20 protein-coding genes are annotated in these 25,687 nt (G+C 61.5%); 16 read left to right on the top strand and 4 right to left on the bottom strand.

Features of this window, described 5'->3' with window-relative positions; translation table 11 throughout:
- Window positions 1-398 precede the first annotated feature (398 nt).
- Complete coding sequence (gene clcA, locus RW095_RS22145) at window positions 399-1,709, top strand: H(+)/Cl(-) exchange transporter ClcA (RefSeq protein ID WP_317018369.1); 1,311 nt, start codon at window positions 399-401, stop codon at window positions 1,707-1,709.
- 221 nt (window positions 1,710-1,930) lie between these two features.
- Window positions 1,931-4,729 (top strand): MGH1-like glycoside hydrolase domain-containing protein, encoded by a 2,799-nt coding sequence (locus RW095_RS22140; RefSeq protein WP_317018368.1) that lies wholly within the window; start codon window positions 1,931-1,933, stop codon window positions 4,727-4,729.
- Between the two features lie 16 nt (window positions 4,730-4,745).
- Here the strand turns inward: RW095_RS22140 and RW095_RS22135 are convergent, their stop codons facing one another.
- Genes RW095_RS22135 through RW095_RS22125 form a run of 3 tightly spaced genes read right to left on the bottom strand, consistent with a single transcriptional unit; the run spans window position 4,746 to window position 6,770 of the window.
- Window positions 4,746-5,534: a hypothetical protein gene (locus RW095_RS22135; protein WP_317018367.1), complete on the bottom strand. Its 789-nt coding sequence runs from the start codon at window positions 5,532-5,534 to the stop codon at window positions 4,746-4,748.
- Between the two features lie 11 nt (window positions 5,535-5,545).
- Complete coding sequence (locus tag RW095_RS22130; protein ID WP_317018366.1) at window positions 5,546-6,427, bottom strand: DUF2092 domain-containing protein; 882 nt, start codon at window positions 6,425-6,427, stop codon at window positions 5,546-5,548.
- Window positions 6,428-6,473: 46 nt separating this feature from the next.
- The gene (locus RW095_RS22125; protein WP_317018365.1) at window positions 6,474-6,770 is read right to left on the bottom strand and encodes a hypothetical protein; all 297 of its coding nucleotides are present in this window, start codon (window positions 6,768-6,770) and stop codon (window positions 6,474-6,476) included.
- Between the two features lie 853 nt (window positions 6,771-7,623).
- On the opposite strand from RW095_RS22125, the gene RW095_RS22120 reads away from it, so the two are divergent.
- From RW095_RS22120 to iolB, 14 genes are all read left to right on the top strand, one after another.
- The gene (locus tag RW095_RS22120) at window positions 7,624-8,769 is read left to right on the top strand and encodes a sensor histidine kinase (protein WP_317018364.1); all 1,146 of its coding nucleotides are present in this window, start codon (window positions 7,624-7,626) and stop codon (window positions 8,767-8,769) included.
- 5 nt (window positions 8,770-8,774) lie between these two features.
- Window positions 8,775-9,410 (top strand): response regulator transcription factor, encoded by a 636-nt coding sequence (locus tag RW095_RS22115; RefSeq protein WP_317018363.1) that lies wholly within the window; start codon window positions 8,775-8,777, stop codon window positions 9,408-9,410.
- A gap of 168 nt (window positions 9,411-9,578) precedes the next feature.
- Window positions 9,579-9,968: a response regulator transcription factor gene (locus tag RW095_RS22110; RefSeq protein WP_317018361.1), complete on the top strand. Its 390-nt coding sequence runs from the start codon at window positions 9,579-9,581 to the stop codon at window positions 9,966-9,968.
- Window positions 9,969-10,121: 153 nt separating this feature from the next.
- Complete coding sequence (locus RW095_RS22105) at window positions 10,122-10,697, top strand: lipid-binding SYLF domain-containing protein (RefSeq protein WP_317018360.1); 576 nt, start codon at window positions 10,122-10,124, stop codon at window positions 10,695-10,697.
- Window positions 10,698-10,929: 232 nt separating this feature from the next.
- Entirely contained in the window at window positions 10,930-11,328 is a 399-nt protein-coding gene (locus tag RW095_RS22100; protein ID WP_317018358.1) for a hypothetical protein, read from the top strand.
- 17 nt (window positions 11,329-11,345) lie between these two features.
- A complete protein-coding gene (locus RW095_RS22095; protein ID WP_317018357.1) occupies window positions 11,346-12,590 on the top strand; it encodes an efflux RND transporter periplasmic adaptor subunit in 1,245 nt (414 codons plus the stop codon).
- A 13-nt stretch (window positions 12,591-12,603) separates the two neighbouring features.
- Window positions 12,604-15,837 carry an efflux RND transporter permease subunit gene (locus RW095_RS22090; RefSeq protein ID WP_317018355.1) on the top strand — a complete coding sequence of 1,078 codons (3,234 nt, stop codon included), beginning with the start codon at window positions 12,604-12,606 and terminating at the stop codon, window positions 15,835-15,837.
- Between the two features lies 1 nt (window position 15,838).
- On the top strand, window positions 15,839-17,338 hold the full coding sequence (locus tag RW095_RS22085) for an efflux transporter outer membrane subunit (RefSeq protein ID WP_317018354.1): 1,500 nt from the start codon (window positions 15,839-15,841) through the stop codon (window positions 17,336-17,338).
- Window positions 17,335-18,600 (top strand): paraquat-inducible protein A, encoded by a 1,266-nt coding sequence (locus RW095_RS22080; protein WP_317018352.1) that lies wholly within the window; start codon window positions 17,335-17,337, stop codon window positions 18,598-18,600. The genes RW095_RS22085 and RW095_RS22080 overlap by 4 nt, the downstream gene beginning before the upstream one ends.
- Window positions 18,593-20,218 (top strand): PqiB family protein, encoded by a 1,626-nt coding sequence (locus RW095_RS22075; protein WP_317018351.1) that lies wholly within the window; start codon window positions 18,593-18,595, stop codon window positions 20,216-20,218. Before RW095_RS22080 ends, RW095_RS22075 begins: the two co-directional genes overlap by 8 nt.
- The gene (locus RW095_RS22070; RefSeq protein ID WP_317018350.1) at window positions 20,215-20,808 is read left to right on the top strand and encodes a PqiC family protein; all 594 of its coding nucleotides are present in this window, start codon (window positions 20,215-20,217) and stop codon (window positions 20,806-20,808) included. The genes RW095_RS22075 and RW095_RS22070 overlap by 4 nt, the downstream gene beginning before the upstream one ends.
- Window positions 20,809-21,183: 375 nt before the next feature.
- Window positions 21,184-22,242, top strand: coding sequence for a mannonate dehydratase (gene uxuA, locus RW095_RS22065; protein ID WP_317018348.1), 1,059 nt, complete (start codon window positions 21,184-21,186; stop codon window positions 22,240-22,242).
- A complete protein-coding gene (locus RW095_RS22060) occupies window positions 22,229-23,722 on the top strand; it encodes a mannitol dehydrogenase family protein (protein WP_317018347.1) in 1,494 nt (497 codons plus the stop codon). Before uxuA ends, RW095_RS22060 begins: the two co-directional genes overlap by 14 nt.
- Before the next feature lie 64 nt (window positions 23,723-23,786).
- Window positions 23,787-24,617, top strand: coding sequence for a 5-deoxy-glucuronate isomerase (gene iolB, locus RW095_RS22055; RefSeq protein WP_317018345.1), 831 nt, complete (start codon window positions 23,787-23,789; stop codon window positions 24,615-24,617).
- Window positions 24,618-24,646: 29 nt separating this feature from the next.
- Here the strand turns inward: iolB and RW095_RS22050 are convergent, their stop codons facing one another.
- The gene (locus RW095_RS22050) at window positions 24,647-25,633 is read right to left on the bottom strand and encodes a LysR substrate-binding domain-containing protein (protein ID WP_317019929.1); all 987 of its coding nucleotides are present in this window, start codon (window positions 25,631-25,633) and stop codon (window positions 24,647-24,649) included.
- Window positions 25,634-25,687 lie beyond the last annotated feature (54 nt).

Genomic DNA, 25,687 nt, shown 5'->3' with positions numbered 1-25,687 from the left:
GCGCTGCGCCACGCTATGAACCCCGCGAACTTGTCACGTGCCAGCGTCGCCCCGACGAAGGCGGAGCGCTCACGCACCTGGGCAATCGCCTCGTCTGATACGACACCAAAGGTCAATTGCGTTTCAATCGAGCGACTACTTATATTGGCTTGACGTTCTGAAAGACACTGGCCAGATTGCAGTTGGCTCATCGGGCGCACTCTCCAATCGAGGTGTGCAGCCTGGTCGACGCAAGCCCTATGCCATGTTTGTCCACGATAACCGGTGCCAAAGCGCCAGCGACTCTCATTCAGGTGCGCAGCGTATCGGCAGAGACTTATAGGACTTTAAGCCATGCATCGGAACGTGTTCCTGTTCTCCGGCGCCTGCACGCCATCGTAGTCCGGGGTGTGGCCATCATGACCAGCCGCACCGCCCGGGAGAACCACGGCGGGCTGCTCGTGCTGGGGCTCCTGTCGCTCATCGTGGGAGCGGTGTCAGGGTCGCTAGGAGTGCTGTTTCGAAGCTCGCTCGGACAGGCCGACAGGTTTCGCACCTTGTTCCTCGCATGGGCGCAGGGCGGGAGCGTTATCGGCCTACTCATGGTGGTTCTCGCCACGGCGGGCTCGACAGCTTTTGCGGTTTGGCTCGTCCGTCGCTTCGCACCGCAGGCGAGCGGCAGCGGGATTCCTCATGTAGAAGCCGTCCTGCACGGAGAGCAGCCACCTGCTCACTTTGTACTCATCCCGGTGAAATTCGTCGGCGGTGTGCTGGCTATCGGTTGCGGTCTAGCCCTTGGCCGCGAGGGGCCAACTGTTCAGATGGGCGCCTCGATCGCTCATGCCATCGGGACGCTCTTTCGCCGGGACCCGGACGACTGCCGGGTTTTGCTGGCTGCCGGCGCCGGTGCCGGGCTGGCTGCTGCATTCAACTCGCCGATCGCAGGCGCGGTGTTCGTGCTTGAAGAACTGGTGAGAAGGTTCGAGACCCGTACGGCAATTTCGGCACTCGGCGCGTCCGCGGGCGCGATTGCGGTAGCGCGCCTGTTTTATCGCGATTCGCCTGATTTCCGCCTGATAGCGCCACCTTTCCCCGCTTTCGGAACGATGCCGATGTACCTGGCGCTCGGAGTGTTTGTGGGTGTGCTCGGGGTCGCCTACAGCCGGGCCATACTCGGCGCGCTTGCCGTCGCCGACCGATTGTCGCGTTGGCCCGCCGAAGCGCGAGCCCTGCTGGTGGGCGCCGCGGTAGGCGTGCTGGCGTGGATATCGCCCGATATGGTGGGTGGCGGCGACGCCATTACACAGCGTGCGCTGGAAGGCACTGGCTCCTTGGGCGCCATCGCGCTGATTTTTATAGTGCGCTTCGCACTTGGCGCGGTGTCGTACGCGGCCGGCACGCCGGGCGGACTGTTTGCGCCGATGCTCGTTCTCGGCGCGCAAGCCGGCCTCGGCTTCGGAAAACTTTGCGTCGGCTGGCTCCCTGGCGTCGCCGTGGATTCCACGGCATTCGCGGTCGTCGCTTTGGCTGCCTTTTTCACGGCCGTCGTGCGCGCGCCGATAACGGGCATCATCCTCGCCACGGAGATGACAGGAAGCTTCACGCTGCTTCTGCCGATGCTCACATCGTGCTTCGCCGCCATGATCGTTCCCGCCATGCTGCGTTCTCCGCCGATCTACGATTCGCTGCGTGATCGCATGCCGCAAGCGAAACGCGACCCGGCACGCTGACGCCGGATTCAAGCGTTCGTTGACCGCTTGCATCTGGCTCCGCAGCCGGGGTAAGCGCGGGCGAAAGCATGTTAGACCAAGGTTGAATATCGGCGTGGTTAGTGGTTGCGTAGTCTATCCGCTATCGGAACCGGCTTGATCATGCGCTTAGATTCGATCATGCAACACGTTCGCGTGCATTGCGTCGAGTCGAGTCCATCGACCCGTAACGGAGAACAGGCATGGATCCCGCAATCGTCGACGTAACGGAGCAAACGCGGCTGAACGACGCGCGCGAGAAGCAGGTTCCGTGGAAAAAGTGGGGCCCTTACGTGAGCGAGCGGCAGTGGGGGACGGTGCGGGAGGACTACAGCGAAAATGGCGACGCCTGGAACTACTTCACTCATGACCAGGCGCGCTCACGCGCGTACAAGTGGGGCGAGGACGGACTCGGCGGATTGTGTGACGACAAGCAACGATTGTGCTTCGCGTTGGCGTTGTGGAACGAGCAGGACCCGATTTTGAAGGAGCGTCTCTTCGGACTCACCAACAGCGAGGGCAACCATGGTGAGGACGTCAAGGAATACTACTTTTATATTGACAGTACGCCCACTCACTCGTACATGAAGTACCTCTATAAGTACCCCCAACGGGAGTACCCGTATCTGGACCTCGTCGAGAGCAATGCGAAACGGTCGCGGGAGGAGTTGGAATACGAACTGCTCGACACTGGGGTCTTCGATGACGACCGCTACTTCGATGTTTTCGTCGAATACGCCAAAGCGGACCCGGAAGACATCCTTGTCCGCATTTCGGTGCACAACCGGGCAGCGGAAGCGGCGCCGTTGCGGGTCTTGCCGACACTATGGTTTCGCAATACGTGGTCTTGGGGTGTGGACCCTCGCAAGCCCATGCTGTCCGATGCGGGGCCTGGCGCGATTCGGGCAGTGCACCCTGAGTTGGGAGAGTACTGGTTCTATTGCGATGGCGCGCCGGAGTCGATCTTCACCGAAAACGAGAGCAATGCCCAACGCCTGTGGGGTAAAGCCAACGCGTCTCCCTACGTCAAGGATGCTTTCCATGCCTATGTCGTCTCGGGACACTGCGACGCGGTGAATCCCGCCAGGTCAGGCACCAAGGCCGCGGCCCACTATGTCCTCGACGTCCCTTCCTGCGGCAGCAAGACCATCCGCCTGCGCCTTACATCGACCAGAGTCGACAATGCGTTCAGCGATTTCGAAAGCGTGTTCAATAGCCGGATTGCCGATGCTGACGAGTTCTATCAGCGGATTGCTCCCAGATCGCTGACCGAAGATCAGCGCCGCGTTCACCGTCAAGCGTTGGCGGGCATGTTGTGGAGCAAGCAGTACTACTTCTTCGACGTGCAACACTGGCTGCGCGAGCACGGCAGTCATCCATTGCTGGAGTCCGCGCGCCGCGAAGTGAGGAATACAGAATGGTTCCACATGTTGAATGCGGACATCATCTCCATGCCGGACAAATGGGAGTACCCGTGGTACGCGGCGTGGGACCTTGCCTTCCACACCGTCTCGCTCGCGCTGGTGGATTTCGATTTCGCCAAGGAGCAACTGCTGCTGATGCTGCGTAGCCTGTACGTCCACCCAAGCGGGCAGATTCCAGCCTACGAATGGAACTTCAGCGACGTCAATCCACCTGTGCACGCGGCTGCCACGCTCTGGCTTTACAAATACGAAAAAGGGCTTGGGCGGGCCGACCCGCGTTTCCTGGAGCGTTCGTTCCAGGGGTTGATGCTCAATTTCAACTGGTGGGTCAACCGTAAGGACCCGGCGGGGCGCAATGTCTTTGCCGGCGGTTTTCTGGGTCTGGACAATATCGGTGTATTCGACCGTAGCGCACAGCTTCCCACGGGTGGGACGCTGGAGCAGGCGGACGGGACAGCATGGATGGCGTTCTACTGTCAGTCCATGCTGGAGATGGCTATTATTCTGACCGACTACGACCCGATCTACGAGGAGGTCGCGTTCAAGTTCGTACAGCATTTCATGTGGATCGCCTATGCGATGGACCGAGTCGGCGAGCATGAGGACGAGATGTGGGACGAGCACGACGGGTTCTTCTACGATCTGCTGCGGCTCCCCGACGGCCAGACGATGCGTTTGAAGGTAAGGTCGATGGTGGGGCTGTTGCCGCTATGCGCGTCGTCCGTGTTCGAAGGGGATTCCGCCCACCGCTATCCGAAGCTGATGGCGCTGGTTGCACAGTTTCGGGAACGCTACCCTGAGCTGGTTGCTCATATCGCCCCTACCGACGCGGGCTTCATTGGTTATAAGGAACGAAGGCTTCTATCGATCCTCAACAGGCGGAAACTCGAACGCGTATTGGGCTACCTGCTCGACGAGAACGAGTTTCTGGGTCCGCACGGCATTCGTTCGCTGTCCCGGCACCACCTTGAGCATCCGTTCGTGCTTCACGTCGACGGACAGGAGTTCAAGGTGCAGTACCTTCCTGCCGAATCGAACACCGGTATGTTCGGCGGCAACTCCAATTGGCGCGGTCCAGTGTGGATGCCCGTCAATCTGCTGATAGTGCGGGCTCTGGTGCAGCTTCACAGTTTTTTCGGCGATGAATTCAAGATTCAATGCCCGACCGGTTCGGGGCCGCACATGACGCTTTTCGAGGTGGCGCAGGAAATTGTCCGCCGGCTGACCGGTACGTTTTTGCGCGATGCCAATGGACGACGGCCGGTCTACGGAGGGGCAACGAAGTTTCAGGATGATCCGCATTGGCGCGACCTGATCCTGTTTTACGAGTACTTCCACGGCGACAATGGTGCAGGCCTCGGGGCCAGCCACCAGACAGGGTGGACGGGTCTCGTCGCGCCTTTGCTCGACCTGTTTGAGCGTGTCGACGCCAAAACCGTGCTTGAGACCGACCGCTGGAGCGTGATGGCCCAGGTCGTAAAAGAGCAGGTGGGTGGCGAGGAGGTGGGCGAGAAGCGAAGAAGGGAACCTGCGCCGTCTATCTCGCGCACCTACCTATATCCGAAAGTGTCGCTCTGAGCGTTTTACGAGTGACTCACGGTGCGGGGACGACCCGATAGTAGACACCGTTTGCCCCATACGATGGCTGGAACCACGTATTGCCGCACAGGTAGTATGTGCCGCCTTGAACCTTGGGCGAGATACAGCCTGCAGGCAGCGCCGCGTAGACCGCACCCGGCGAAAACGTCGATGCAGCGACGGCAGCAGTGTTATATGCATTCGCGCTGCCTGCCGCAACGCCGGCGTTGTACGCGGTCGAAGTGGCGACGGCTGTGTTGACCGATCCGATTGCCGCGCCGGCCGCAACGCCGACCACCGCGCCCGCTGCTGCCGCTCCAGCCGTTGACCACCCGCCGCAGTTGTAGCAGCCAGAGCCATAGTTATTCACGACGACGGGCGGATGGTAAGCAGGATACCTCGCGCCATAGTAAGGGCTGTGATATGCCGTCGCACCCGATGCGCTCGTATAGGTCGTGTAACCGGATCCCGCCGCGTGATACGCCGTGCCGCCCGAGGCGCTGGTTGCACTGGTGCCCCAGCCATATGTGTGAGTCGCAGTCCCGCCGTACGGATTGGTCGCGGTTGTTTGACCCGAGCCTTCCTGGTGGGTTGCCGTGCCGCCGTAGCGCCCGGTCGCGGTCGTGCCTTGCCCATACGTATGAGTTTCGCTGCCTCCTGCGAAGTCGGTGCGGGTCGTCGAACCGGAACCCGCAATATGCGATGTCCTGCCGCCATACATGTTCGCGTGTGACCACGCGCTGGCAGGATCAGTCACAAGTGCGGGCGCGAGCGCGCACAGGACACGGATGACGACGGCCCTCATGATGCGTCTCCTCATTGGGTCTTCGGCTGCTTCATCCGGGGCGGCGGCGCCATTGCGGGCGCGTCGTTGAGGTCGGGCCGCGCAAACGCGATGTGCGGCGCGTCGCCCGCTTTGGTGAGCGCGAAGTCGTCGGCGGGAATGGCTGCATCTAGTCGCCAGTCGGATAGGTCCAGCACGTGACGCAGCCCGGCCGGATCGTCTAGGTAGACCGCGTCGATGCGACGGGGCAGTTTGTCCTGCGCACCGATCCACATCTGCACGAATACTCCCCCAGTGACATACGCGATCATGTCTGTCGTCGTATTGCCGACGACGTTAGATTGACCGATATAGAAAGCGACCTTCAATCCGTCCGCTATGTCTTTATAAGGATCCGCAACGATCACATCGGAAAACGGGAAATAGATCGCGGCGGAGTTGTATGCGGCCTCGAGCGTGCGGTCTATCGTTGGGGGCGCGTCGGCCACGGCGAGGAGGTTTTCCGTAGGCGCGAACGCCATCATGGACTTGCCGTCGTAATAGAACTCCGAGGGTAGCCCATCGCCTGATGTGACCACCTTGAGCTTGTCGGGCCGTTGCATGATCACCTCCGACCTTGTCGAATAGACAAGAGGGGGACCGACGCGGCTCGGACTTTCATATGAGACGACCGCCGTGAAGGTCATCGTGTTGGCGGCGGCAAGGCGGGCGCATGTTCCTTTGAGAAGACTGATTGCTCGTGGTTCGAGGCCTGGGTGAAACGTGACACGGGGAGGTTTTGTCCGCTTGGCCGCTGCTTTAACTGCCTGCTGTGCATGCTGTGTCTGTTGCGACTGCTGGGCCTCGACGCTCGCGTTCACGCACAGACCAAGCGCCGCGACCGCGACATAGCGTAAGATTTTTGTGAAGGGCATCGCGATCTCGGTGGGTAGTCCAGTCCGTTGGCGCACCGGCTTGCGATCACGGAATCATGCCGCATTCAAACATCTTGCTGGCAATTGGAGCGGCTACCTTGTCGAGGAACGCCGCGCGCATCTGTGGGTCGTTACGCAGGATCTGGAGTGCCTCCTGTTCCTTCTGCGACTTTGGATGGCCTTTTTTCTGGGCTCTTTCCTGCCATAACTGCTCGCAGGACGACTGTTGATATTTCTGAACAATATTGCCGGCAACCATATCCATCACCGGATATTGAGCGGATGCCGTGCCCGTCATGAGAAGCGCAAGTACGATCGCAAACTTTAGGAGACTGTGGTTCATGACATCGTCCTCACCGCAATAACAGCCGTATTGATTGCGCCCAACGGAACGCCGACGATCCAGCCGTGGGCGGCCCGGCTCCCGGTGACGCCCGCATGAACGCCGGCCTGACAGGCACAAAGCAGCCTCTCGCAACGCTGAAGCCGCGAACCCCAATGTGTTACCACGTTCAGACTACATGCATATTCGTGCGAGACCAATTGCCCTTTGGTCCTATTGCCGAAAATCGGCCAACGCAGTCAGACTTCTCTCAATTAATAGCTTTAAGAATTGATGAGCTCGACATTTACTATTGCGTGTATCAGGACTACGATAGTTTGGCGACTTAACATGCGCGTGTCGCATCGGCACTCGGGTGTAGTACCTTGTTTCAAGGCGCATTTTCCTCGACTTCCAAAGTCAGCTTTTGTATCAGTCCATCTCCTGGCGCGAGCCTTGAGGGCGAACCTTGGCCATGAGCATGGTTATGCCTGCGATCATTGTTCTTGAAACGGCCATCATTCTATGGTTATGGATGACGTTTGCCAGGCGACGGCGAATGGCGCCCACGGTTCCAAGTATTAATACGCCAGGTTTCGCGGATTATTTCGAGCACGCCATGACAGGTCCGAGGCGCATACACGCGGGAACGTCGGCGTTATCCGCAGGCAATGATTTGCACGACGCAGCCGCGCGAGCCGGTTCGTCAGGAGACACGCATGATGACATATACACGGAAAAAAATACGGTCGTGCAGGACGAAAGTCAACCCGCGTCATGTGGGGCGCGTCCGATGATGGAGAGAATTCCCGCAACGGCTTCGGCGCGATCTGCGCGGCGGCAGTCTCGCGACGGCGGTATTCGGCCCATGGGAATGAACGAGATTCCTGCGGATGCTCTGGCGAGCATAAGCGGTGACGCCTACGTGCGCGAGGCGCTCGCCCTCGTTCCCATTTCTATTCTGACGCTCGACGAGCAGGGTCGAATCTTGATGGCCAATCCAGAAACGGCCGTGCTCTTCGGATACAAATGCGACGCATTGATCGGCAGGCCCGTTGAACTACTTGTGCCCGACCTGCAACTCGATAATCTCGTTCTGCTGAGAGGAGGCGCATTTGCGCCGCCGGGCTTTCATGAGCGAACCGCATTGCATGAATTCTCTGCGCGCCGTAACAACGGCACCGAATTTCAGGCTGAGATCGGGCTCAAGGCGTTTCAGTTCGATGAGAACAACGTGACGCTCGCATTCATCATCGACAGAACCGAGCGCTACGAGCTTGAACGTCACCGTCGCGATCTCGCGCATCTGACGCGTGTTTCCACCATGGGTCAGCTTGCATCGTCGCTGGCGCATGAACTGAACCAGCCGCTTACCGCGATTCTCAGTAACGTGCAGGCCGCGCAGCGGTTTCTCGCAGCGGACCCCATCGATCTGGCCGAGGTGAGAGAGATTCTAAACGACATCGTGCAGGATGACTATCGCGCAAGCGAACTGATAAGGCGCATTCGCGCCGTCGTGAAGAAGGGCGATCTGGAGGTCGCATCGCTCGATCTCGCGAGCATCATTCGCGACGTGGTCCTGCTGGTGCGCAGCGATGCGATCGTGCGTGGCATCAAAGTGACACTCGACATCGAAGGGGACCTGCCGCCCGTGTGCGGCGACAAGGTCCAGTTGCAGCAGGTCATACTCAACCTTCTGCTCAACGCGTTCGACGCGATGAACGACGTACCGCCCACCGATCGCGTGGCAGCCGTGACGCTTGCGCGTGAGAGCGATCAGATGATCTGTATCGCTATTCGCGATCGCGGGCATGGACTGACCGCCGACAAGCTGGACAAAATCTTCAAGCCGTTCTTTACGTCAAAACCCCAGGGTCTCGGTTTGGGATTGTCGATAAGCCGCACTATCATCGGCATGCACCGTGGGCGGCTCTGGGCCGAAAACAACATCGAACGAGGCGCGACGTTTTTCGTCGCATTGCCTGTTGGCGATGCGGCGGGACAGGCTGAGTCGCGATAGAGACCATGACAGATTCCCCTTCCCTTGTATTCGTCGTCGATGACGACGAATCCGTGTGCCGCGCGCTCGTTCGACTGATCCAGTCAGCGGGCTATCGGGTGGAAACGTTCGGTTCCGCGCGAGAATTTCTCGACAGAATGCCCGCCGTTTCCTGCCCGGCATGTCTTGTGCTCGATATCCAGATGCCGGACGTCAGTGGACTCGAACTCGCGCGTGAACTCAATGCGGCCCTACCGATCATCTTTATCACGGGCCATGGCGACATTGCGATGGGTGTGGGCGCGATGAAGGCGGGAGCCACGGACTTTCTGCCCAAACCCGTATGCGATACCGATCTGCTGCGTGCAATCGAACAGGCACTCGAACGTGCGGAGCAAATGCGCGCGATCCGGCGCGAACTCGATTCACTTCACGATCGTGCGGACCGGTTGACTCCGCGGGAGCGTCAAGTCATGGCGCTTGTCGTGACGGGGCTGCTGAACAAACAGGTGGCGAGCGAACTCGGAACGGTCGAACAGACAATCAAGGCTCATCGGCGACGGGTAATGGCGAAGATGGAGGCCACATCGCTCGCCCAACTCATCCGTATCGCGGATAAGATCGGCCTGTCTGGCGCCGTGGGGGCGCACGCGCAGCGCTAGGCGGTTGTCGTCGGGTTTGAACGGCTCTGGCTCTGGCTGCTGAGACAACCACTGGCCGTTCTACCTCGACATAGCACCAAGGTCCACTATCGGCTTGTTCTCCTGGCTCGTAGTCTAGCGTCAGGGGGAACGCAGCCATCGTGCGTTCCCGGATACCGGGCCACATCAATGGGAAAAATCAAACCGCTCGTTGTCATCGTCGATGATGATGAATCGGTATGCCGCGCGATCAAACGACTCCTGCGCTCAGTCGGCATCGCTGCCGAAACGTTCGCGAGCGGCGACGCCTTTCTCAACACATTGTTGTCCATACCGTCATACCACCCGGACTGCGTCATTCTCGACGTGCAGATGCCGGGGATCAACGGGCTGGAGGTTCAGCGTCGTCTGTCCGGCAGCGGCGCACCCGTCATTTTCATCACCGCTCACGACGACATCAGCGTGCGCGAGCAGGCTTTCGCGAGCGGCGCCGTCGCCTATATTCGCAAGCCGTTCAGCGACGACCTGTTTGTGCGAACCGTGCGCGCCGCGCTGGAAAGCAGTCAGCCGCCGCCGTAGCGTGCGCGCGCAATGCACTCTGAACCGGTATTACCCCAAAGTTCAATTGTCATCGGAAGGGTCCGCTGTCAATACTAAGGATACCTGAGGCGCGGTGCAGGCCGCTCCGGGACCCGGTCTCGCAGTGATTTCTTTTGAATGGAGCGTCCGATCATGTTCAAACTTGTCCGCCTGGTTGCAATGATTCCAGTTCTGCTCGCAGTGGTCTCCTGTTCGAGCATGGACTCCTCCAGTTCCGCGTCTACGTCCGGAGCAGGGCGTCCTGAACTGGAGCAGAAAGCACGCGATGCGTATCGGACACTGGTTTCGACAACGCCCAAGGCGGGGGAGCTCGCAACCCAGGCAACCGCAGTCCTGATCTTCCCGGACATTGTGAAAGCAGGATTTCTCGTCGGAGCGCAGAGCGGAGACGGCGTTATGTTCGGGCCGGACGGCAAGGTGATCGGCTACTACAACGCCACTGCACTGTCATACGGCCTGCAGGCCGGGGTGCAGAGCTTTCATCAGGCGTTGTTCCTGATGAAACCGGCAGCGCTCAACTACCTGAACAGCAGTGACGGCTGGTCGGTCGGCATGGGGCCGAGTGTGGTTGTCGTCGACAAAGGCAAGGCGGACTCGCTGACAACGACCACGTTGCAATCCGATGTTTACGCATTCATTTATGGCCAGGAAGGCCTGATGGCGGGCCTTGGCATGCAAGGGCAGAAGATCACCAAGATTAGCCCCTGAATTCCTGCAGCAGGGGCAACAGATCACGCCCGCGTGAGCCTGTCGTGAGTCTGTCGTGAGTCGCTGCCGGAACGGATAGGAGGCATTTCGCCATGCAGCCCTTGATGCAGTCTTTAGTGGGCTTGTTGTGCCGGTGCGGGAACGCTCGATCTTTCAACCGGGCGGTAGGGACATGTATGCCCGAGCCGCGGATACACCGTTCAGTAGCATCCATGTATCGGGAAACCCGGCCATGAAAAAGAACCCCCTTCGTATCGCGCTCACAGTGATCTTCTGTTTCGCTTCGGCTGCACTATCCGCGGCTGAATTCGACGGCAATAAGCCGTTGCTGTGCGCCACCATCGACGCACACGCGTGCGACCCAGGGCAGGTCTGCGAGCGCGCGTTGCCGGCGGATCTCGGTGCGCCGCAATTCCTGCGCATCGACTTTGCAAAGAAGACCGTGAGCGGTCCTCAACGTACAACGCAGATCCGCTTCATGCAGACCGACCAGAACCAGATTCTCCTGCAAGGAACCGAATTCAGTTTCGGGTGGACGATGGTGCTTGACAGGGAAGACGGCTCGATAACGCTGACGCTTGTCAATCGTGAAGATGCCCTGGTGCTGTTCGGTGCTTGCACTGCCATGTAGCTGCGATGGATGATCCGATGAAACACACCCCGTTTGACGCATTCCCGCAACGGCAGACGACGCGCGGTCTGCGGTGCGTGCTCGTCTTCGCCACGCTGGCACTCTGCGCCGGGTGCCACAAGCCGGCTGCGCCGCCGCCGGCGGCGACGGCCGAAGTAACCGTGATGAAGGTCGAACCGCGCGACACGGCTGTCGATTTCGAATTCACCGCGCAGACGCAGAGCTCTCGCGAAGTCGAGATTCGCGCGCGCGTCGACGGTTTTCTCGACAAGCGCGTGTACACGGAGGGTCAACTGGTTCATACCGGGCAGACGCTCTTCCTGATGGACCCCAAGCCGTTCGAAGCCGCGCTGCAAACTGCCAAGGGCCAGCTCGCGCAGCAGCAGGCGAGGCTTTATGTGACCAAGGCCAACCTGGACCGCGTGATACCCCTTGCCGCGCAGAACGCTTTGAGCAAGAAGGATCTGGACGACGCGACCGGCAACGAAAAGAGCGCGCTAGCGGCCGTGGTCGCCGCCCAGGGGCAGGTGCAGACGGCAGAACTGAACCTCAGCTATACGACGATCAAATCGCCGCTCAACGGTTTGTCGAGCTTCGCGAGGCAACAGGACGGCAGCTACGTGACGGCCGGCTCCGGCGGCTTGCTGACCTATGTCTACCAGCTCGATCCGATGTGGGTGAACTTCAGCATCTCAGAGAACGAGTTGCTCAAAACCCGCGACGAGATTGCCAAGGGGCGTCTGAAGTTTCCGGGAGATAACGACTTCACCGTGACAGTTGTGTTGGCCGACGGCACCGAGTTTCCCGACAAAGGTCATATCAACTTTACGAACCCGGCCTTCAGCACGGAAACGGGCACGTTCCTCGTGCGCGCGTCGTTTGCGAATGCCAAGGGCATTCTGCGGCCCGGGCAATTCGTGCGAGCGCGCGTGTCTGGCGCAGTGCGGCCGAACGCGATACTCGTGCCGCAACGTTCTGTGTTGCAGGGTGCAAAGAGCCACTTCGTGTGGGTGGTCGATGACGAGTCGAAAGCGCATCAGCGGGTGGTGGAAGTCGGCGAATGGCACGGCGACGACTGGTTCGTCACGCAGGGATTGAAGCCGGGCGAGCGAATAGTAGTGGACGGTGCGCTCCGCGTTACAGCCGATACACCGTTGAAAATCGTGGCGTCGCCGGCGGCGGCCAACGCGGCAATCGGCGTACCCGCGGAGGAAAGCACCAGTTCGGACGCTCGTGCATCCAGCACGATCGCGACGAACTGAACAGGCGAGCGAAATGAATCTCTCCCATTTCTGCATCGACCGCCCGATCTTTGCATCGGTGATCTCGATTGTGATAACGCTGGGCGGCGCGGTGGCGATGTTGAGTCTGCCGATCGCACAGTACCCGGACATCACACCGCCGCAGATCACCATCTCCGCGACGTATCCGGGTGCCAGCGCCGATGTGGTTGCCAACAACGTCGCCGCGCCGATCGAGCAGCAGGTCAACGGCGCGGACAACATGATCTACATGAGCTCGTCGAGCTCATCGACGGGCAATCTGACGGTCAACGCATACTTTCAGATCGGCACCAACCCGGAACTCGCGCAGGTCGACGTGCAGAACCGCGTAAATCTGGCGTTGCCGCAATTGCCGCAATCGGTGCAGGCCCAAGGCATTCAGGTTCAGAAGAAGTCGTCAGCGTTCATGATGGTGATCGCCATCTACTCGCCGAGCGACCGTTACGACGCGACTTACATCGCCAACTACGCGAACATCTATGTGCTCGATGCGTTAAAGCGCATTTCGGGTGCCAACCAGTCGGCCATCTTCGGCACGCCGGACTACGCGATGCGAATATGGCTGAAACCCGACCGCATGGCACAACTGGGCATTACGGCCGGCGACGTGCAGAAAGCAGTCGCCAACCAGAACCAGCAATTCGCCGTCGGCCGGCTGGGGCAATCGCCGACCGGCAAGGCGGTCGAGCAGTCGTTCGCCGTGACGACGACCGGCCGCCTGAACGAACCGTCCGACTTCGACAACATCATCATTCGCGCTGCCAATGGCGATGCGGCGATCGTGCGTCTGAAGGACGTTGGCTACGCGTCGCTCGGTCAGAAAGACTATTCGATTCGCAGCCGCTTTCAGGGCAAACCGGCGACAGTCATGGCGGTGTACCAGCAGCCAGGCGCCAACGCTCTCGACGTGTCGAAGCAGGTGCGCGCGACGCTCGCGGAGATGAAGAAGACCTTCCCGGAAGGGCTCGAATACAGCATCGCGATGGACACGACCGAGTTCACTCGCGCGTCGATTTCGGATGTCGTTCACACGTTTTTCGAAGCACTGGTGCTGGTCGTGGTCGTCGTGTTCGCATTCCTGCAAAGCATGCGCGCAACGTTGATTCCGGTGCTGGCGGTGCCTGTATCGATTGTCGGCACGTTCATGGGCATGCTGGCACTCGGCTTCTCGATCAACATGTTAACGTTATTCGGCATGGTGCTCGCCATCGGCATCGTCGTGGACGACGCAATCGTCGTGATCGAGAACGTCGAGCGCAACATGAACGTGCACAAGCTGAATCCAAAAGACGCCGCCAAGCGCGCGATGGACGAAGTCTCCGGCCCGGTCATCGCGATCGTGCTCGTACTGTGCGCGGTGTTCGTGCCGGTGGCGTTCCTGAGCGGCATCACGGGCCAGCTGTACAAGCAGTTCGCAATCACCATTGCGATTTCGGTGGTGTTCTCGGGTCTCGTCGCACTGACGCTGTCGCCCGCGCTCGCCTCGTTGCTGCTCAAGCCCGGTCACCATGAGAAGCGCGGCTTCTTCAGGTGGTTCGACCGTAATTTCGAAAAGATGACGAACAGCTATTCGCGCGCAGTGAAGCTGGTCATCAAGCGGTTCGCCGTGGCGCTGCTGCTGTTTGCCGGAATGATCGCGCTCTCGGTCGTCATGATGCGCACGATACCGACTTCGTTTCTGCCGCCCGAGGACCAAGGCTACCTGCTCGGCGCGGTCATCATGCCGGACGCCGCCAGCCTCGATCGCACAGGCGACGTTTCGCAGCACGTCACTGACTATTTCATGAAGCAGGAGGCCGTGGGCAGTGTAACGGTCGTCGATGGTTACAGCCTGCTCGACAGCCAGAACAAGAACAACGCAAGCACGTTCTTCATCGGCTTCAAGAGTTTCGACGAGCGCTACAAGTGGTCCAACATTCGAACGCAGAACGCGCGGGCCGTGCTGATCGGCGCGTACGAAAATCTGTCGAAAGTGAAGGAAGGCATCATTCTTCCCGTCAATCCGCCGTCGATACCGGGGCTCGGCACTACGGGCGGGACCGAGATGTGGATTCAGAGCAAGGGCGACGGTACGACCGCGCAACTCGCGGACGTGGTGGACAAATTTCTGGAGAAGGCAAAGAAGCGGCCCGAACTGGCGCGCGTGACATCGACCTTCAATGCGTCGTCGCAGCAACTGCTCGTCGACGTCGACCGGGACAAGTCCGAAACGCTCGGCGTGCCGGTCGAAGAGGTGTACAGCGCGATGCAGACCATGTTCGGCTCGCTGTACGTATCCCAGTTCAACCGTTCGAGCCGGCTGTGGCAGGTGATTCTCCAGGCCGAGCCGTCCTACCGGTTGACACCGCAGGATCTGAACCAGCTTTATGTGCGCAGCAAGACCAACAGCATGGTGCCGCTCAAGTCGGTCGTGACGTCACGGTACGTGACCGGCCCTGATCTCATCACGCGTTTCAACAATTTTCCCGCGGTCAAGATCACCGCTAACGGCGCGCCGGGCTACAGCTCCGGACAGGTCATCTCGACGCTCGAGCAGGTCGCCGGCGAGGTCATGTCGTCGGACTACGGTGTCGGCTGGAGCGGTGAGGCCTATGAGTCGAGGCAGGCTGGCAGCACGTCGGGACTGGTGTTCGTATTCGGCCTGATCATGGTCTTCCTGATTCTCGCTGCGCAATACGAGAAATGGAGCCTGCCGGTTGGCGTGTTGATGGCCGTGCCTTTTGCGCTCTTCGGCGCGCTGCTCGCAATCCTGATGCGCGGACTCGAGAACGACGTCTATTTCCAGATTGGGTTGACGATGCTGGTCGCCCTTGCCGCGAAGAACGCGATCCTGATCTTCGAATTTGCGGTGCTCAACAGGGAGGCGGGCGAGTCCGTCTACGACTCCGCCGTCACGGCGGCGACCGAGCGGCTGCGGCCGATCGTCATGACGTCTCTCGCCTTTATCCTGGGCTGCGTCCCGCTTGCCATCGCCACCGGCGCCTCGGCCAACAGCCGGCATTCGATCGGCACCGGGGTGATCGGCGGCATGCTCGGCGCGACGGTGATCGCGGTGTTCTTCATCCCGATGTTCTTCTATGTACTGGAGACGATGTCGGAGAAGAGCGCCAGCAAGCAGGCACCCGGTTCGAGCGGCGGACCCACGGGCGGCGGGACGCCCCCCGTTGCGCAGCCCGGCCCGGGCACGCCGACCATCAAACCGTCTGCCCCGCGCGAGGACGACTGACATGCGCGGCTTCGCGTTCCTCCTGCGTCCGCTATCCACTTTGCTGCTGTTGGGGCTGGGGCTGGCATTGGGCGGTTGTTTGCTGGGCCCGGACTATGTGCGGCCCACGGTGCCGACGCCGGCAACCTTCCGCTTCGAACCCGGCGAGGCGGCCGATGTTGCCAATGCGATGTGGTGGGAGCAATTCCAGGACCCCGTGCTGAACGATCTGATTGCCGCGGCGCTGGCCGACAATAAGGACGTCAAAATCGCGGCGGCGCGCGTCGACCAGTTTCTGGGCCAGTTCGTCACGACACGTTCGGCGCTGTTTCCGCAGATCAGCGCGGGCTTTGAAGCTTCGCGTCAACGCGCATCGATTGCTGGCCTGCCGACGCTGCCGCCCGGCGTCAACCCGGTATTCAACGACTTCCGGGCGCCGTTGATCGCCTCGTGGGAAATCGACTTCTTCGGCAAGGTGAGGCGTCAGACCGAGTCCGCGCGCGCAAGCCTGCTCGCAACTGAAGAAGGCCGCCGCGCGACGATCCTGTCCCTGGTGGCATCGGTTGCTTCGGCATACATCAATTTGCGCGATCTGGACCAGCAGCTCGCGATCGCGAAGGCGACGACCGAAAGCCGCGCGGGTTCCGTGGCGGTATTTCAGGCACGCTTTTCAGGCGGCGATGTATCGCAGATGGAACTCGCGCAGAGCCAGTCGGAATACGAAGCATCGCTCGCAACAATCCCGCAGATCGAAACGCAAATCGCCCTTCAGGAAGACTCGTTGTCCGTACTGCTCGGTCAGAATCCCGGGCCGATTCTGCGCGGCCGCGAACTGACGGAACTGGAAGTGCCGCCCGTGCCTGCCGGCCTGCCGTCCGATCTGCTCACGCGCCGTCCTGATCTGCGGCAGGCCGAGCAGAACCTGATTGCCGCGAACGCATTGATCGGCGCCGCGCGAGCGCTTTACTTTCCGTCCATTTCACTCACGGGTCTGTTTGGGACGGAAAGCGGTCAGTTCTCGAAGCTCTTCACCGGACCGGCGCGAATCTGGTCCTATGCAGGCTCGCTGACCGTCCCGATCTTTACGGCGGGCAGCATCAGCGGTCAGGTGAGTCAGGCGGAGGCGCAGCAGCAACAGGCGTTGTTTCAGTATCAACAGGCCATTCAGACGGCTTTCCAGGAGGTCGAGGACGCGTTGATTTCGCTTCAGAAGTCGCGCGAGCAGCTGGTCGTGGAGGGCCGGCAGATCGATGCGCTGAAAACCTATTCAAGGCTCGCGCGACTGCGCTACGAGGGCGGCTACACGAGCTACATCGAAGTGCTGGACGCCGAGCGCAGTCTCTTCAATGCACAGCTGAGCTACACACAGACCAACGGCTTGGTATTCACGTCTCTGATCTCGCTCTACAAGGCGATGGGTGGCGGCTGGGTAATCGAAGCGGAGCGCATGACGGGACAGGTCATGCAGCATGGCGCCGCAGCACCCGGCACCGCAGAAGCCGCAGCGGAGCAGTCGCAATGAACGCCGGTCGCCTCATTGCATGTCACGAGTGCGACTTGCTGCAACGGGAAGCGAAGTTGACAGGCGAGGGCGTGTTGCGATGCTGCCGCTGCCGCGCCGAGCTGTTTCGCAGCCACCCGGACGGCCTGGATCGTGCGCTGGCTTACACGCTCACGGCAATTGTGCTGTTCGTCATAGGCAACGCGTTTCCGATCGTCGGCCTGTCTGTGAACGGCGATCTCGTTCAGACCACGTTGCTGGACGCGGTTCGCATTCTGTATCGCGACGGCATGTGGCCCATCGCGGGGCTCGTGTTCGCGACGACATTTCTGATGCCATTGCTGCAGATGTCCAGCATGGCGTACATCCTCTTGCCGCTGCGGCTCAATCGTCGGCCGTATCGCGCCGACATCGTCTTTCGTCTGCTCGGTCTGGCGCGGCCGTGGGGCATGACGGAGGTGCTGATCCTCGGCATGCTGGTTGCGCTCGTCAAGCTCGCGCATATTGCGAGCGTAGTGCCGGGCGTCGGGCTATGGACATTCGGCGCGTTGATGCTGCTACTCGCGGCCGCCAGTGCCGCCTTCGATCCGCACGAGCTCTGGCAGCGCGCGGACGACCGCTTCAGCGGCGCGTCGGCCCCGGACGTGCTCGACGCGCCGCCGGCACGCACGGCAAAGGCGAGCGGACTGATGACCTGCCACAGTTGCGGGTTGCTCACGAGAGCGGACGCGCGCCTGCACGAGGCCAGCTGTCCCCGCTGCGGCGCGCATTTGCACCATCGCAAGCCGGCGAGCTACACGCGGACGTGGGCATTCCTGATCGCTGCGATGGTCCTGTATATCCCGGCCAACATGTTGCCGGTGATGAACACCAGTTCGCTGTTCGGCTCGGAGAAAGACACGATTCTGAGCGGTGTCGTGTACCTGTGGACCTCCGGCTCGTGGCCCCTTGCCATCGTCGTGTTCATCGCGAGCATTGCTGTTCCGATGCTCAAGATCATCGCGATCATGTTTCTCGTCATCTCGACGCAGCGGCGCTCGCTTGCGATGTTGCAGCAGCGAACGCGCATCTACCGCGTGGTGGAACTGGTCGGGCGCTGGTCGATGCTCGATATCTACGTGATCACGATTCTTGTCGCACTCGTCCAGTTCAATGCGCTCGCGACTATCCAGGCGGGCCCCGCCGCGGTGGCTTTCGGCGCGGTGGTGGTGCTGACCATGTTCGCCGCGATGGCGTTCGATCCACGCCTGATCTGGGACGCCGCGGAGCCGGATCGTGAGTGACCCCGTCGACCGGCCGGGGGCATCCGGCGTTCCAGAGGCCGTCGCCACGCCCCGCTCGCGGTGGCGGATACAGATCATCTGGCTCGTTCCCCTGATTGCCGTTCTGATCGGCGGCTGGCTCGCGGCCAAGGCGATCGTCGAGCGGGGCCCGACGGTCACTATCAGCTTCGAGACCGGCGAGGGGCTCGAGGCGGGCAAAACCAAAATCAAGTTCAAGAACGTCGATATTGGTGTGGTCAAAAGCGTCGCATTGTCGAGCGACCATCGCCGCGTAATCGCCACGGCCGAACTGACCAGAGAGGCGTCACCGCTTCTGGTCGACGACACGCGTTTCTGGATGGTCCGCCCGCGTATTTCGGGTGGCACCGTGTCGGGTATCGGCACGTTGCTGACCGGATCTTTCATCGGTATGGACGTGGGGAACTCGACGAAGCCGCGCCACGACTACACGGGCCTCGAAATACCGCCCGTTTTCGCGAGCGGTGTACCAGGTCGCGAGTTCATATTGAAGGGCGCCGACATGGGCTCGCTCGATGTCGGCTCGCCCATTTACTACAGGCGGCTGCAGGTCGGACAGATCACTTCGTATCAGCTGGATCCGGACGGGAAGGGGGTGACGATGCATGTCTTCGTCAACTCCCCTTACGACAAATACGTCAGGGCCGATAGCCGTTTCTGGCAGGCGAGCGGCGTCGATGTGTCGCTCGATGCGACGGGCGTCAAGGTCAATACCGAGTCGCTGGTGGCGATTCTGATCGGCGGACTCGCATTCGAGACGCCGGACGATGCGGCCGATGACGCGGAAGCCGCGGCGAAGACCCAGTTCGTGCTCTTTCATGATCGTGCAGAAGCGATGAGGCGGCACGATCGCATTGTCGATACGTATGCGCTGGTCTTCAAGGAGTCGGTGCGGGGACTTGCGGTCGGTGCGCCCGTGGATTTTCTCGGCATCGTGGTGGGTGAAGTCGTGGCGATCAACACGCGCTACGACCCCGTGGCGAAGCAGTTCAGCATTCCGGTCGAGATACATCTTTTTCCCGAGCGATTCACGTCGCGCTATACGAAGGGCGACCAGGGGGCCGGAGGCAGACTCACGGCCGACCGTCAGAAACTCGCGCAAACGCTCGTCGATCATGGGTTGCGCGCACAGTTGCGCACCGGAAATCTTTTGACCGGGCAGCTCTATGTGGCAGTCGATTTTTTCCCGAACGCGCCCAAGGGGAAGTTGGACTGGAGCGCCAATCCGCCTGAATTGCCCACAGCGCCCGGTGGGCTGCAGTCACTGCAGGAATCGGTGACCAGCCTGCTCGCCAAGCTGAACCAGATTCCCTTCGGCGGGATCGGTAAGGGCGCGCAAAAGACGCTGACCGACGCGGATAGCCTCCTGAGGCAATTGAGGACCGACGTGGTGCCGCAGGCCCGAGACACACTTGCAGCGGCTCAGACAGCGTTGAACTCCGCGAATGGCGCGCTGCAGCCCGATTCCGCGCTCTCGCAGAGCACCTCCGACGCCATGACCGAGCTCGCGCGCACGGCGAGCGCGTTCCGTTCGCTCGCGGACTACCTGGAGCGCCATCCAGAAGCACTGATTCGCGGCAAGCAGGAGGATAAAAAGTGAAACGCCTCGCGCCGTGCCTTGCCGTTGCCCTGACGCTGGCCACGTTCGCCGGTTGCGCGGGCTCGCCCAAGGCCGACTTCTACACATTGAGCGCAGAGGCGCCCCGCGAGCGGGCGAGCGGCGGGGCGCCCGTGAGCGTCGTGGTCGGACCGGTGATCATGCCGGAGCTAGTCGACCGGCCTCAGATCGTGTTTCGCGACGGCACGAACCATGTGAACATCGACGAATTCGCGCGCTGGGCGGAGCCGTTGAAGAGTCAGATCCCGCGTGTGGTCGTCGCCGATCTTACTCGGCTGCTGAGCAACTCACGCGTGTCGACTTCCCTCGCCGTTGGCGAGCCGCCGGCGGCCTGGCGCGTGCGGCTCGACGTCCAGAGTTTCGACGTGTCGCTTGGCGATGCAGCGACTGTCGATGTGTTGTGGTCGGTATGGCCGCCCGGGAAAGCGCCGCCCGTGACGGGCCATACCATTGCGCGCGAGCCGTGCACGGGTGCGGGTCGCGATGCGGCGGTGGTGGCCTGGAGCCGGGCGCTCGCCACCGTTAGCGTCGCGATCGCCGCCGCAATCCGCCCGTCGCCGGCAGTCGACTGAAACGACGATCGCTGCGACCCACACGAACACGTTGGCGGGCACGAGCCACGCGGATAGCGGCAGCGCCTGTTCCGCGCCTTGCAACCAGCTTTGTGATCCAGACGCGCCTTGTCCGACAGCAGGCAAGCGGCAACCCGGCACACTCAAATGTATTCCAAAATCGTATAGATAAAGCGTTATTCTTCATTATAAAGGCATGACGATCGCCGCTAATATGCGAACTCCTGGCTGCGCCCCACGCGTGAACCAAACAGGCGCAAGGCGTCCACACGGCGTCTCGCCGCGAGGGGCAACCCGAAGCGCCGAGCCGGCCGATCATTGTGATGCGCTGCCTGCGTCGAAGGCGAGGCGAGCGTACGAGGAGGAGACCCGATCATGAAAATGACCTTCCGTTGGTATGGCGACGCAGACCCTGTGCCGCTCGCTTATATCCGCCAGATCCCCGGCATGGTAGGGGTGGTCTCGGCGGTCTATGACGTGCCCGTGGGCGATGTGTGGCCGGTCGATAGAATCCGGTCGCTGAAGGGAAAGATCGAGGCTCATGGCCTGACGCTGGAAGTGATCGAAAGCGTGCCGGTGCACGAGGACATCAAGCTCGGCAAGCCGACGCGCGACATGCTCATCGCCAACTATGGCGAGACGTTGCGTAACCTTGGCGCCTGCGGCGTGAAGGTGGTCTGCTACAACTTCATGCCGGTTTTCGACTGGACCCGCACCTCGCTCGACATGCAACTGCCCGATGGATCGACGACCCTCGCGTTCGACACGCAAGCGATCCGCGAGCTCGACGTCAGCCAGGGTATCCAGCTACCTGGCTGGGACGCGAGCTATCGGCCCGAACAATTGAAAGCCCTGCTGCGCGACTACGAAGCGCTAGACGAAGCCGGTCTGTGGGCCAATCTCGACTACTTCCTGCGCGCGATCATTCCGGTGGCGAAAGAAGCCGGCCTCAAGATGGCGATCCACCCCGACGATCCGCCGCGGCCGATTTTCGGCCTGCCGCGCATCGTGAAAAATCGCGCTGACCTGCAGCGCGTGCTGGCCATTGTCGACGATCCGGCCAACGGCCTGACGCTGTGTTCCGGTTCGCTGGGCGCGGACCAGCAGAACGATATTCCTGCACTCGTGCGCGAGTTCGGCGCGCGTGGCCGGATTCATTTCGCGCACCTGCGTAATGTGCAAACCAATGCCGCAGGCGACTTTCATGAGACCTCGCATCGTTCGGCCGATGGCTCGCTCGACATGGCGGAAATCGTCAAAGCCTATTTCGAAACCGGCTTTGAAGGCTATGCAAGGCCGGACCATGGGCGAATGATCTGGGGCGAAACGGGCCGCGCCGGCTATGGGCTGTTCGATCGCGCGCTGGGTGCGGTCTACCTGAACGGCATCTGGGAAGGCCTCGCCAAGCATCCGGCCGATCATGCGGCTGAGTAATGCCGCCGTGGCTTCGCTGGCGGCGCGCGCCGCTCGCAGAATCGTCGTTCCCACCTACGATCGCGCGAGCCTTGCACCGGGCATCGTCCATCTGGGCCTCGGGGCGTTTCATCGCGCGCACCAGGCCGTCTACACGGAGCACACGTTGCGCGCTGGCGATCACCGCTGGGGCATCGTCGGCGTGTCGTTGCGACGTGCGGACACGTCGGAGGCGCTCACTGCGCAGGATCATCTGTATACCGTGGATGTGCGCGACGGCACCGCGGATTCGTTCCAGGTGATCGGTGCACTGGTCGCTTCGCTGGTCGCACCGCAGTCGCCTGCCGCCGTGCTGGATGCGATGACCGATCCGCGCTGCCATATCGTCAGCCTGACGATCACCGAGAAAGGCTATTGCCGGAATCCGGCCAGCGGCGCATTGGAGTTCGATCATCCCGACATTGCCCATGATCTGCGCGAGGCCACCGCGGCGCGAAGTGCGATCGGCTTCGTCGTGCGCGCGCTGGCGTTGCGGCGCGCGGCCGGTTTGCGCCCGTTTACCGTGATGTCATGCGACAACCTGCCGTCCAACGGCGACACGATGCGCGCGTTGACGCTCGCGTTCGCGCGCGAAACGGACCCTGTGCTGGCCGACTGGATCGAGCGAGAGGGCGCGTTTCCCAACACGATGGTGGATCGGATCGTGCCGCTCACCACCGACGCCGATCGCACGCGCGTGGCGAAGCAACTCGGTGTCGACGATGCATGGCCGGTGATGACCGAGCCGTTCTCGCAATGGGTAATCGAAGACCGCTTCGCGGGTCCACGGCCGGCCTGGGAGCACGCAGGCGCAACGCTCGTGTGCGACGCGCGTCCCTATGAGCAGGCCAAATTGCGGATGCTGAACGGCTCGCATTCGGCGCTCGCGTACCTCGGCTCGCTGATCGGCTATGACACCGTTGATCAGGCGATCGGCGCGCCGGCCCTGCTGAACTTTGTCGAGAGCATGTTGCGCGACGAGGTGGAGCCGACGCTGTCGCGACCCGCTTTGGCTAGCTATCGCGCTGAACTGTTCGCGCGTTTTCGCAACACCGCGCTCGATCACCGCTTGCAGCAGATCGCGACCGACGGCTCTCAGAAACTGCCGCAGCGCTGGCTGGAAAGCGTGCGCGCCAACCTGAAAAGCGGCGCGCCGACCGAACGTCTGGCATTTGCGTTGGCCGGTTGGATCGCGTACCTGGGCGGTCAGGACGAGACAGGCCGCACCTACGCCATCGCGGACCCGCTCGCCGACACACTGACCGAAGCGGTCCGCTCGACCCTGCTCGCGAATGCCGTCGACGCGGTACGAACACTGTTCGAAATCGAGTCGATTTTTGGATGCGATCTGCGCGCACAGCCGCGCTTCGTCGCGCAGGTCGCCCGCCATCTGGCGGCGATTCGCGCACAAGGCGTCGTCAAAGCCATGGAAGCTTGTACCGCTTCACGGCCCAGCATGTAGCCGCAGCGAGCGCCGCGTCCGCCGCGTTCTGCAGAGTAGCAGCCCTAAATAACTGGAGGAAGACATGAGCGACCTGCTCGTCAAACCGTCAAAGCATGCCGAAGACGGCCAGATCATTCATATCACGCCGGCGAGCGCCGGCTGGAAATACGTCGGCTTCGATGTTTTCGAGTTGAACGCCGGCGCCAGGCTTACGCGGGAGACGGGCGATCGCGAAGTCGTGGTCGTGCTCGTCAAGGGACACGCGATAGTGGGTTGCGAAGGGCTCGCGAGCCGCGCGATCGGCGCACGGATGTCGCCGTTCGATGGCGCGCCGTGGTCCATGTATGTGCCGCCGCATACGCGCTACACGATCGAAGCCACCGATGACGTCGAGCTCGGCATCTGCTCCGCGCCCGCGAAGGGCGGCCTGCCGCCGCGCTTCATTGCACCCGACGAGGTCAAGCAGGAAACCCGTGGTACTGGTGCCAATCTGCGTCACGTGCGCCACATCCTGCCGGAAACCGAGCCGGCGGAAAGCTTGCTGGTGGTGGAATCGGTGACGCCCGCAGGCAACTGGTCCAGTTACCCGCCGCATCGACACGATACCGACGACGGGGAGCAGCAGACCTATCTCGAGGAAACTTATTACCACCGCGTCTCGCCGCCGCAGGGCTTCGCAATTCAGCGCGTCTATACCGACGACCGCAGTCTTGACGAAACGCTCGCGGCTTACGACAAGCATGTCGTGCTGGTGCCGCGCGGCTATCACCCGGTGGCCGCCGCGCACGGCTACAACCTCTACTACCTGAACGTGATGGCTGGTCCGCGCCGCACCTGGCACGTGCATAACGAGCCGGCTCATGAGTGGTTACTACAACCCGACGCAACGGTCGCCGCGGACGGCGCGCGCTGATCCGGTTGCCGTGGGTCAATCGCCGTGGGTCAATCGCCGCCGGCGTCGGGGCCTTGGATGTCGAATCCGGCGGCCTCGCGCAGCGCTTGCAGCATCGCCCGCGCGCCCGGCGAGAGCCTTTCGCCGCGCCGTGTGACGATGCCCGCCGGTCCGAGCTTCAGATCGAGCTCGAACGGCAGCGGTTCGAGCGCGCCCGCGATGCAATACGGCCGCACCGGCTCGCGCGCAAGCGGCGCGATCATATCGCTCATTTGCAGCAGACTCGTGATGACGGGCAGCGACGAACTCTCGACCACGTCCGTCGGCAACGCGAGCTGCCGTTCGAGAAAAAGTTGCGTGAGCTGATTGCGCATCACGTTGCCTTTCGGCGGCAAGATCCATGTTTGCGGCGCCAGTTCGTTCCAGGTCAATGTCTTGCGCCTGGCGAGCGGATGGCCAACGCGTGCGAACAGAGCGTGCTGTGCTTCTGCGAGCGGGGCATAGTTCAGTTCCACCAGATCGTCCGGATTGCGGATTCGCGCGACGATCATGTCCAGTTTGCCTTCCTGCAGACGCTGCACCAGCACCTCGCTGAACTCCATCTCGATGTTGACGCGAATCTGCGGAAAGCGCTTCTTGAGCAGCGCCACCGCTTTCGGCACGAGGTTGGTGGCCGCCGTGACCTCGGTGCCGATCATCGCCTGCCCGGTCAGGCCGGCTTTGAGCGCGGACACTTCGTCGTAGGCGTGCTGCAACTCCGCCAGCACGTTGCGCGCATGGCGGATCAGCACCTCGCCGTACCAGGTGGGCTCGACACCGCGCGGATGCCGTTCGAAGAGAGCCACACCCATCGTCTCTTCCAGTTCGCGCAGCAACTTGGTCGCCCCGGGCTGCGTCATGTGCGCGGCGTCGGCTGCGCGCAGCACCGAGCGATGAGTGTCGAGCTGAACGATCAGAGCTAGTTGACGTGTCTTCAGACGCGAGGGGTCGAAGCGGCTCGTCGCGACGCCGGTGTCCGGATGAGTAGCAGAGGTCACCATGTCATCTCCACGTATTCCATATCGATATAGATTATGAGTTATTTTTCATTT

It is taken from the genome of Paraburkholderia kirstenboschensis, assembly GCF_032806925.1.
GTDB classification, from domain to species: Bacteria; Pseudomonadota; Gammaproteobacteria; order Burkholderiales; family Burkholderiaceae; genus Paraburkholderia; species Paraburkholderia kirstenboschensis.
This window is presented reverse-complemented; position numbering and strand designations above follow the sequence as displayed.

Excerpts from the sequence above, each read along its gene's own strand:
- RW095_RS22105 (WP_317018360.1), top strand. The coding sequence starts at position 10,122 with ATGTTCAAACTTGTCCGCCTGGTTGCAATGATTCCAGTTCTGCTCGCA.
- RW095_RS22085 (WP_317018354.1), top strand. The coding sequence starts at position 15,839 with ATGCGCGGCTTCGCGTTCCTCCTGCGTCCGCTATCCACTTTGCTGCTG.
- clcA (WP_317018369.1), top strand. The coding sequence starts at position 399 with ATGACCAGCCGCACCGCCCGGGAGAACCACGGCGGGCTGCTCGTGCTG.
- RW095_RS22120 (WP_317018364.1), top strand. The coding sequence starts at position 7,624 with ATGAACGAGATTCCTGCGGATGCTCTGGCGAGCATAAGCGGTGACGCC.
- RW095_RS22090 (WP_317018355.1), top strand. The coding sequence starts at position 12,604 with ATGAATCTCTCCCATTTCTGCATCGACCGCCCGATCTTTGCATCGGTG.
- RW095_RS22060 (WP_317018347.1), top strand. The coding sequence starts at position 22,229 with ATGCGGCTGAGTAATGCCGCCGTGGCTTCGCTGGCGGCGCGCGCCGCT.
- RW095_RS22115 (WP_317018363.1), top strand. The coding sequence starts at position 8,775 with ATGACAGATTCCCCTTCCCTTGTATTCGTCGTCGATGACGACGAATCC.
- RW095_RS22080 (WP_317018352.1), top strand. The coding sequence starts at position 17,335 with ATGAACGCCGGTCGCCTCATTGCATGTCACGAGTGCGACTTGCTGCAA.
- RW095_RS22140 (WP_317018368.1), top strand. The coding sequence starts at position 1,931 with ATGGATCCCGCAATCGTCGACGTAACGGAGCAAACGCGGCTGAACGAC.
- uxuA (WP_317018348.1), top strand. The coding sequence starts at position 21,184 with ATGAAAATGACCTTCCGTTGGTATGGCGACGCAGACCCTGTGCCGCTC.
- iolB (WP_317018345.1), top strand. The coding sequence starts at position 23,787 with ATGAGCGACCTGCTCGTCAAACCGTCAAAGCATGCCGAAGACGGCCAG.
- RW095_RS22130 (WP_317018366.1), bottom strand. The coding sequence starts at position 6,427 with ATGCCCTTCACAAAAATCTTACGCTATGTCGCGGTCGCGGCGCTTGGT.
- RW095_RS22100 (WP_317018358.1), top strand. The coding sequence starts at position 10,930 with ATGAAAAAGAACCCCCTTCGTATCGCGCTCACAGTGATCTTCTGTTTC.
- RW095_RS22095 (WP_317018357.1), top strand. The coding sequence starts at position 11,346 with ATGAAACACACCCCGTTTGACGCATTCCCGCAACGGCAGACGACGCGC.
- RW095_RS22135 (WP_317018367.1), bottom strand. The coding sequence starts at position 5,534 with ATGAGGGCCGTCGTCATCCGTGTCCTGTGCGCGCTCGCGCCCGCACTT.
- RW095_RS22110 (WP_317018361.1), top strand. The coding sequence starts at position 9,579 with ATGGGAAAAATCAAACCGCTCGTTGTCATCGTCGATGATGATGAATCG.
- RW095_RS22125 (WP_317018365.1), bottom strand. The coding sequence starts at position 6,770 with ATGAACCACAGTCTCCTAAAGTTTGCGATCGTACTTGCGCTTCTCATG.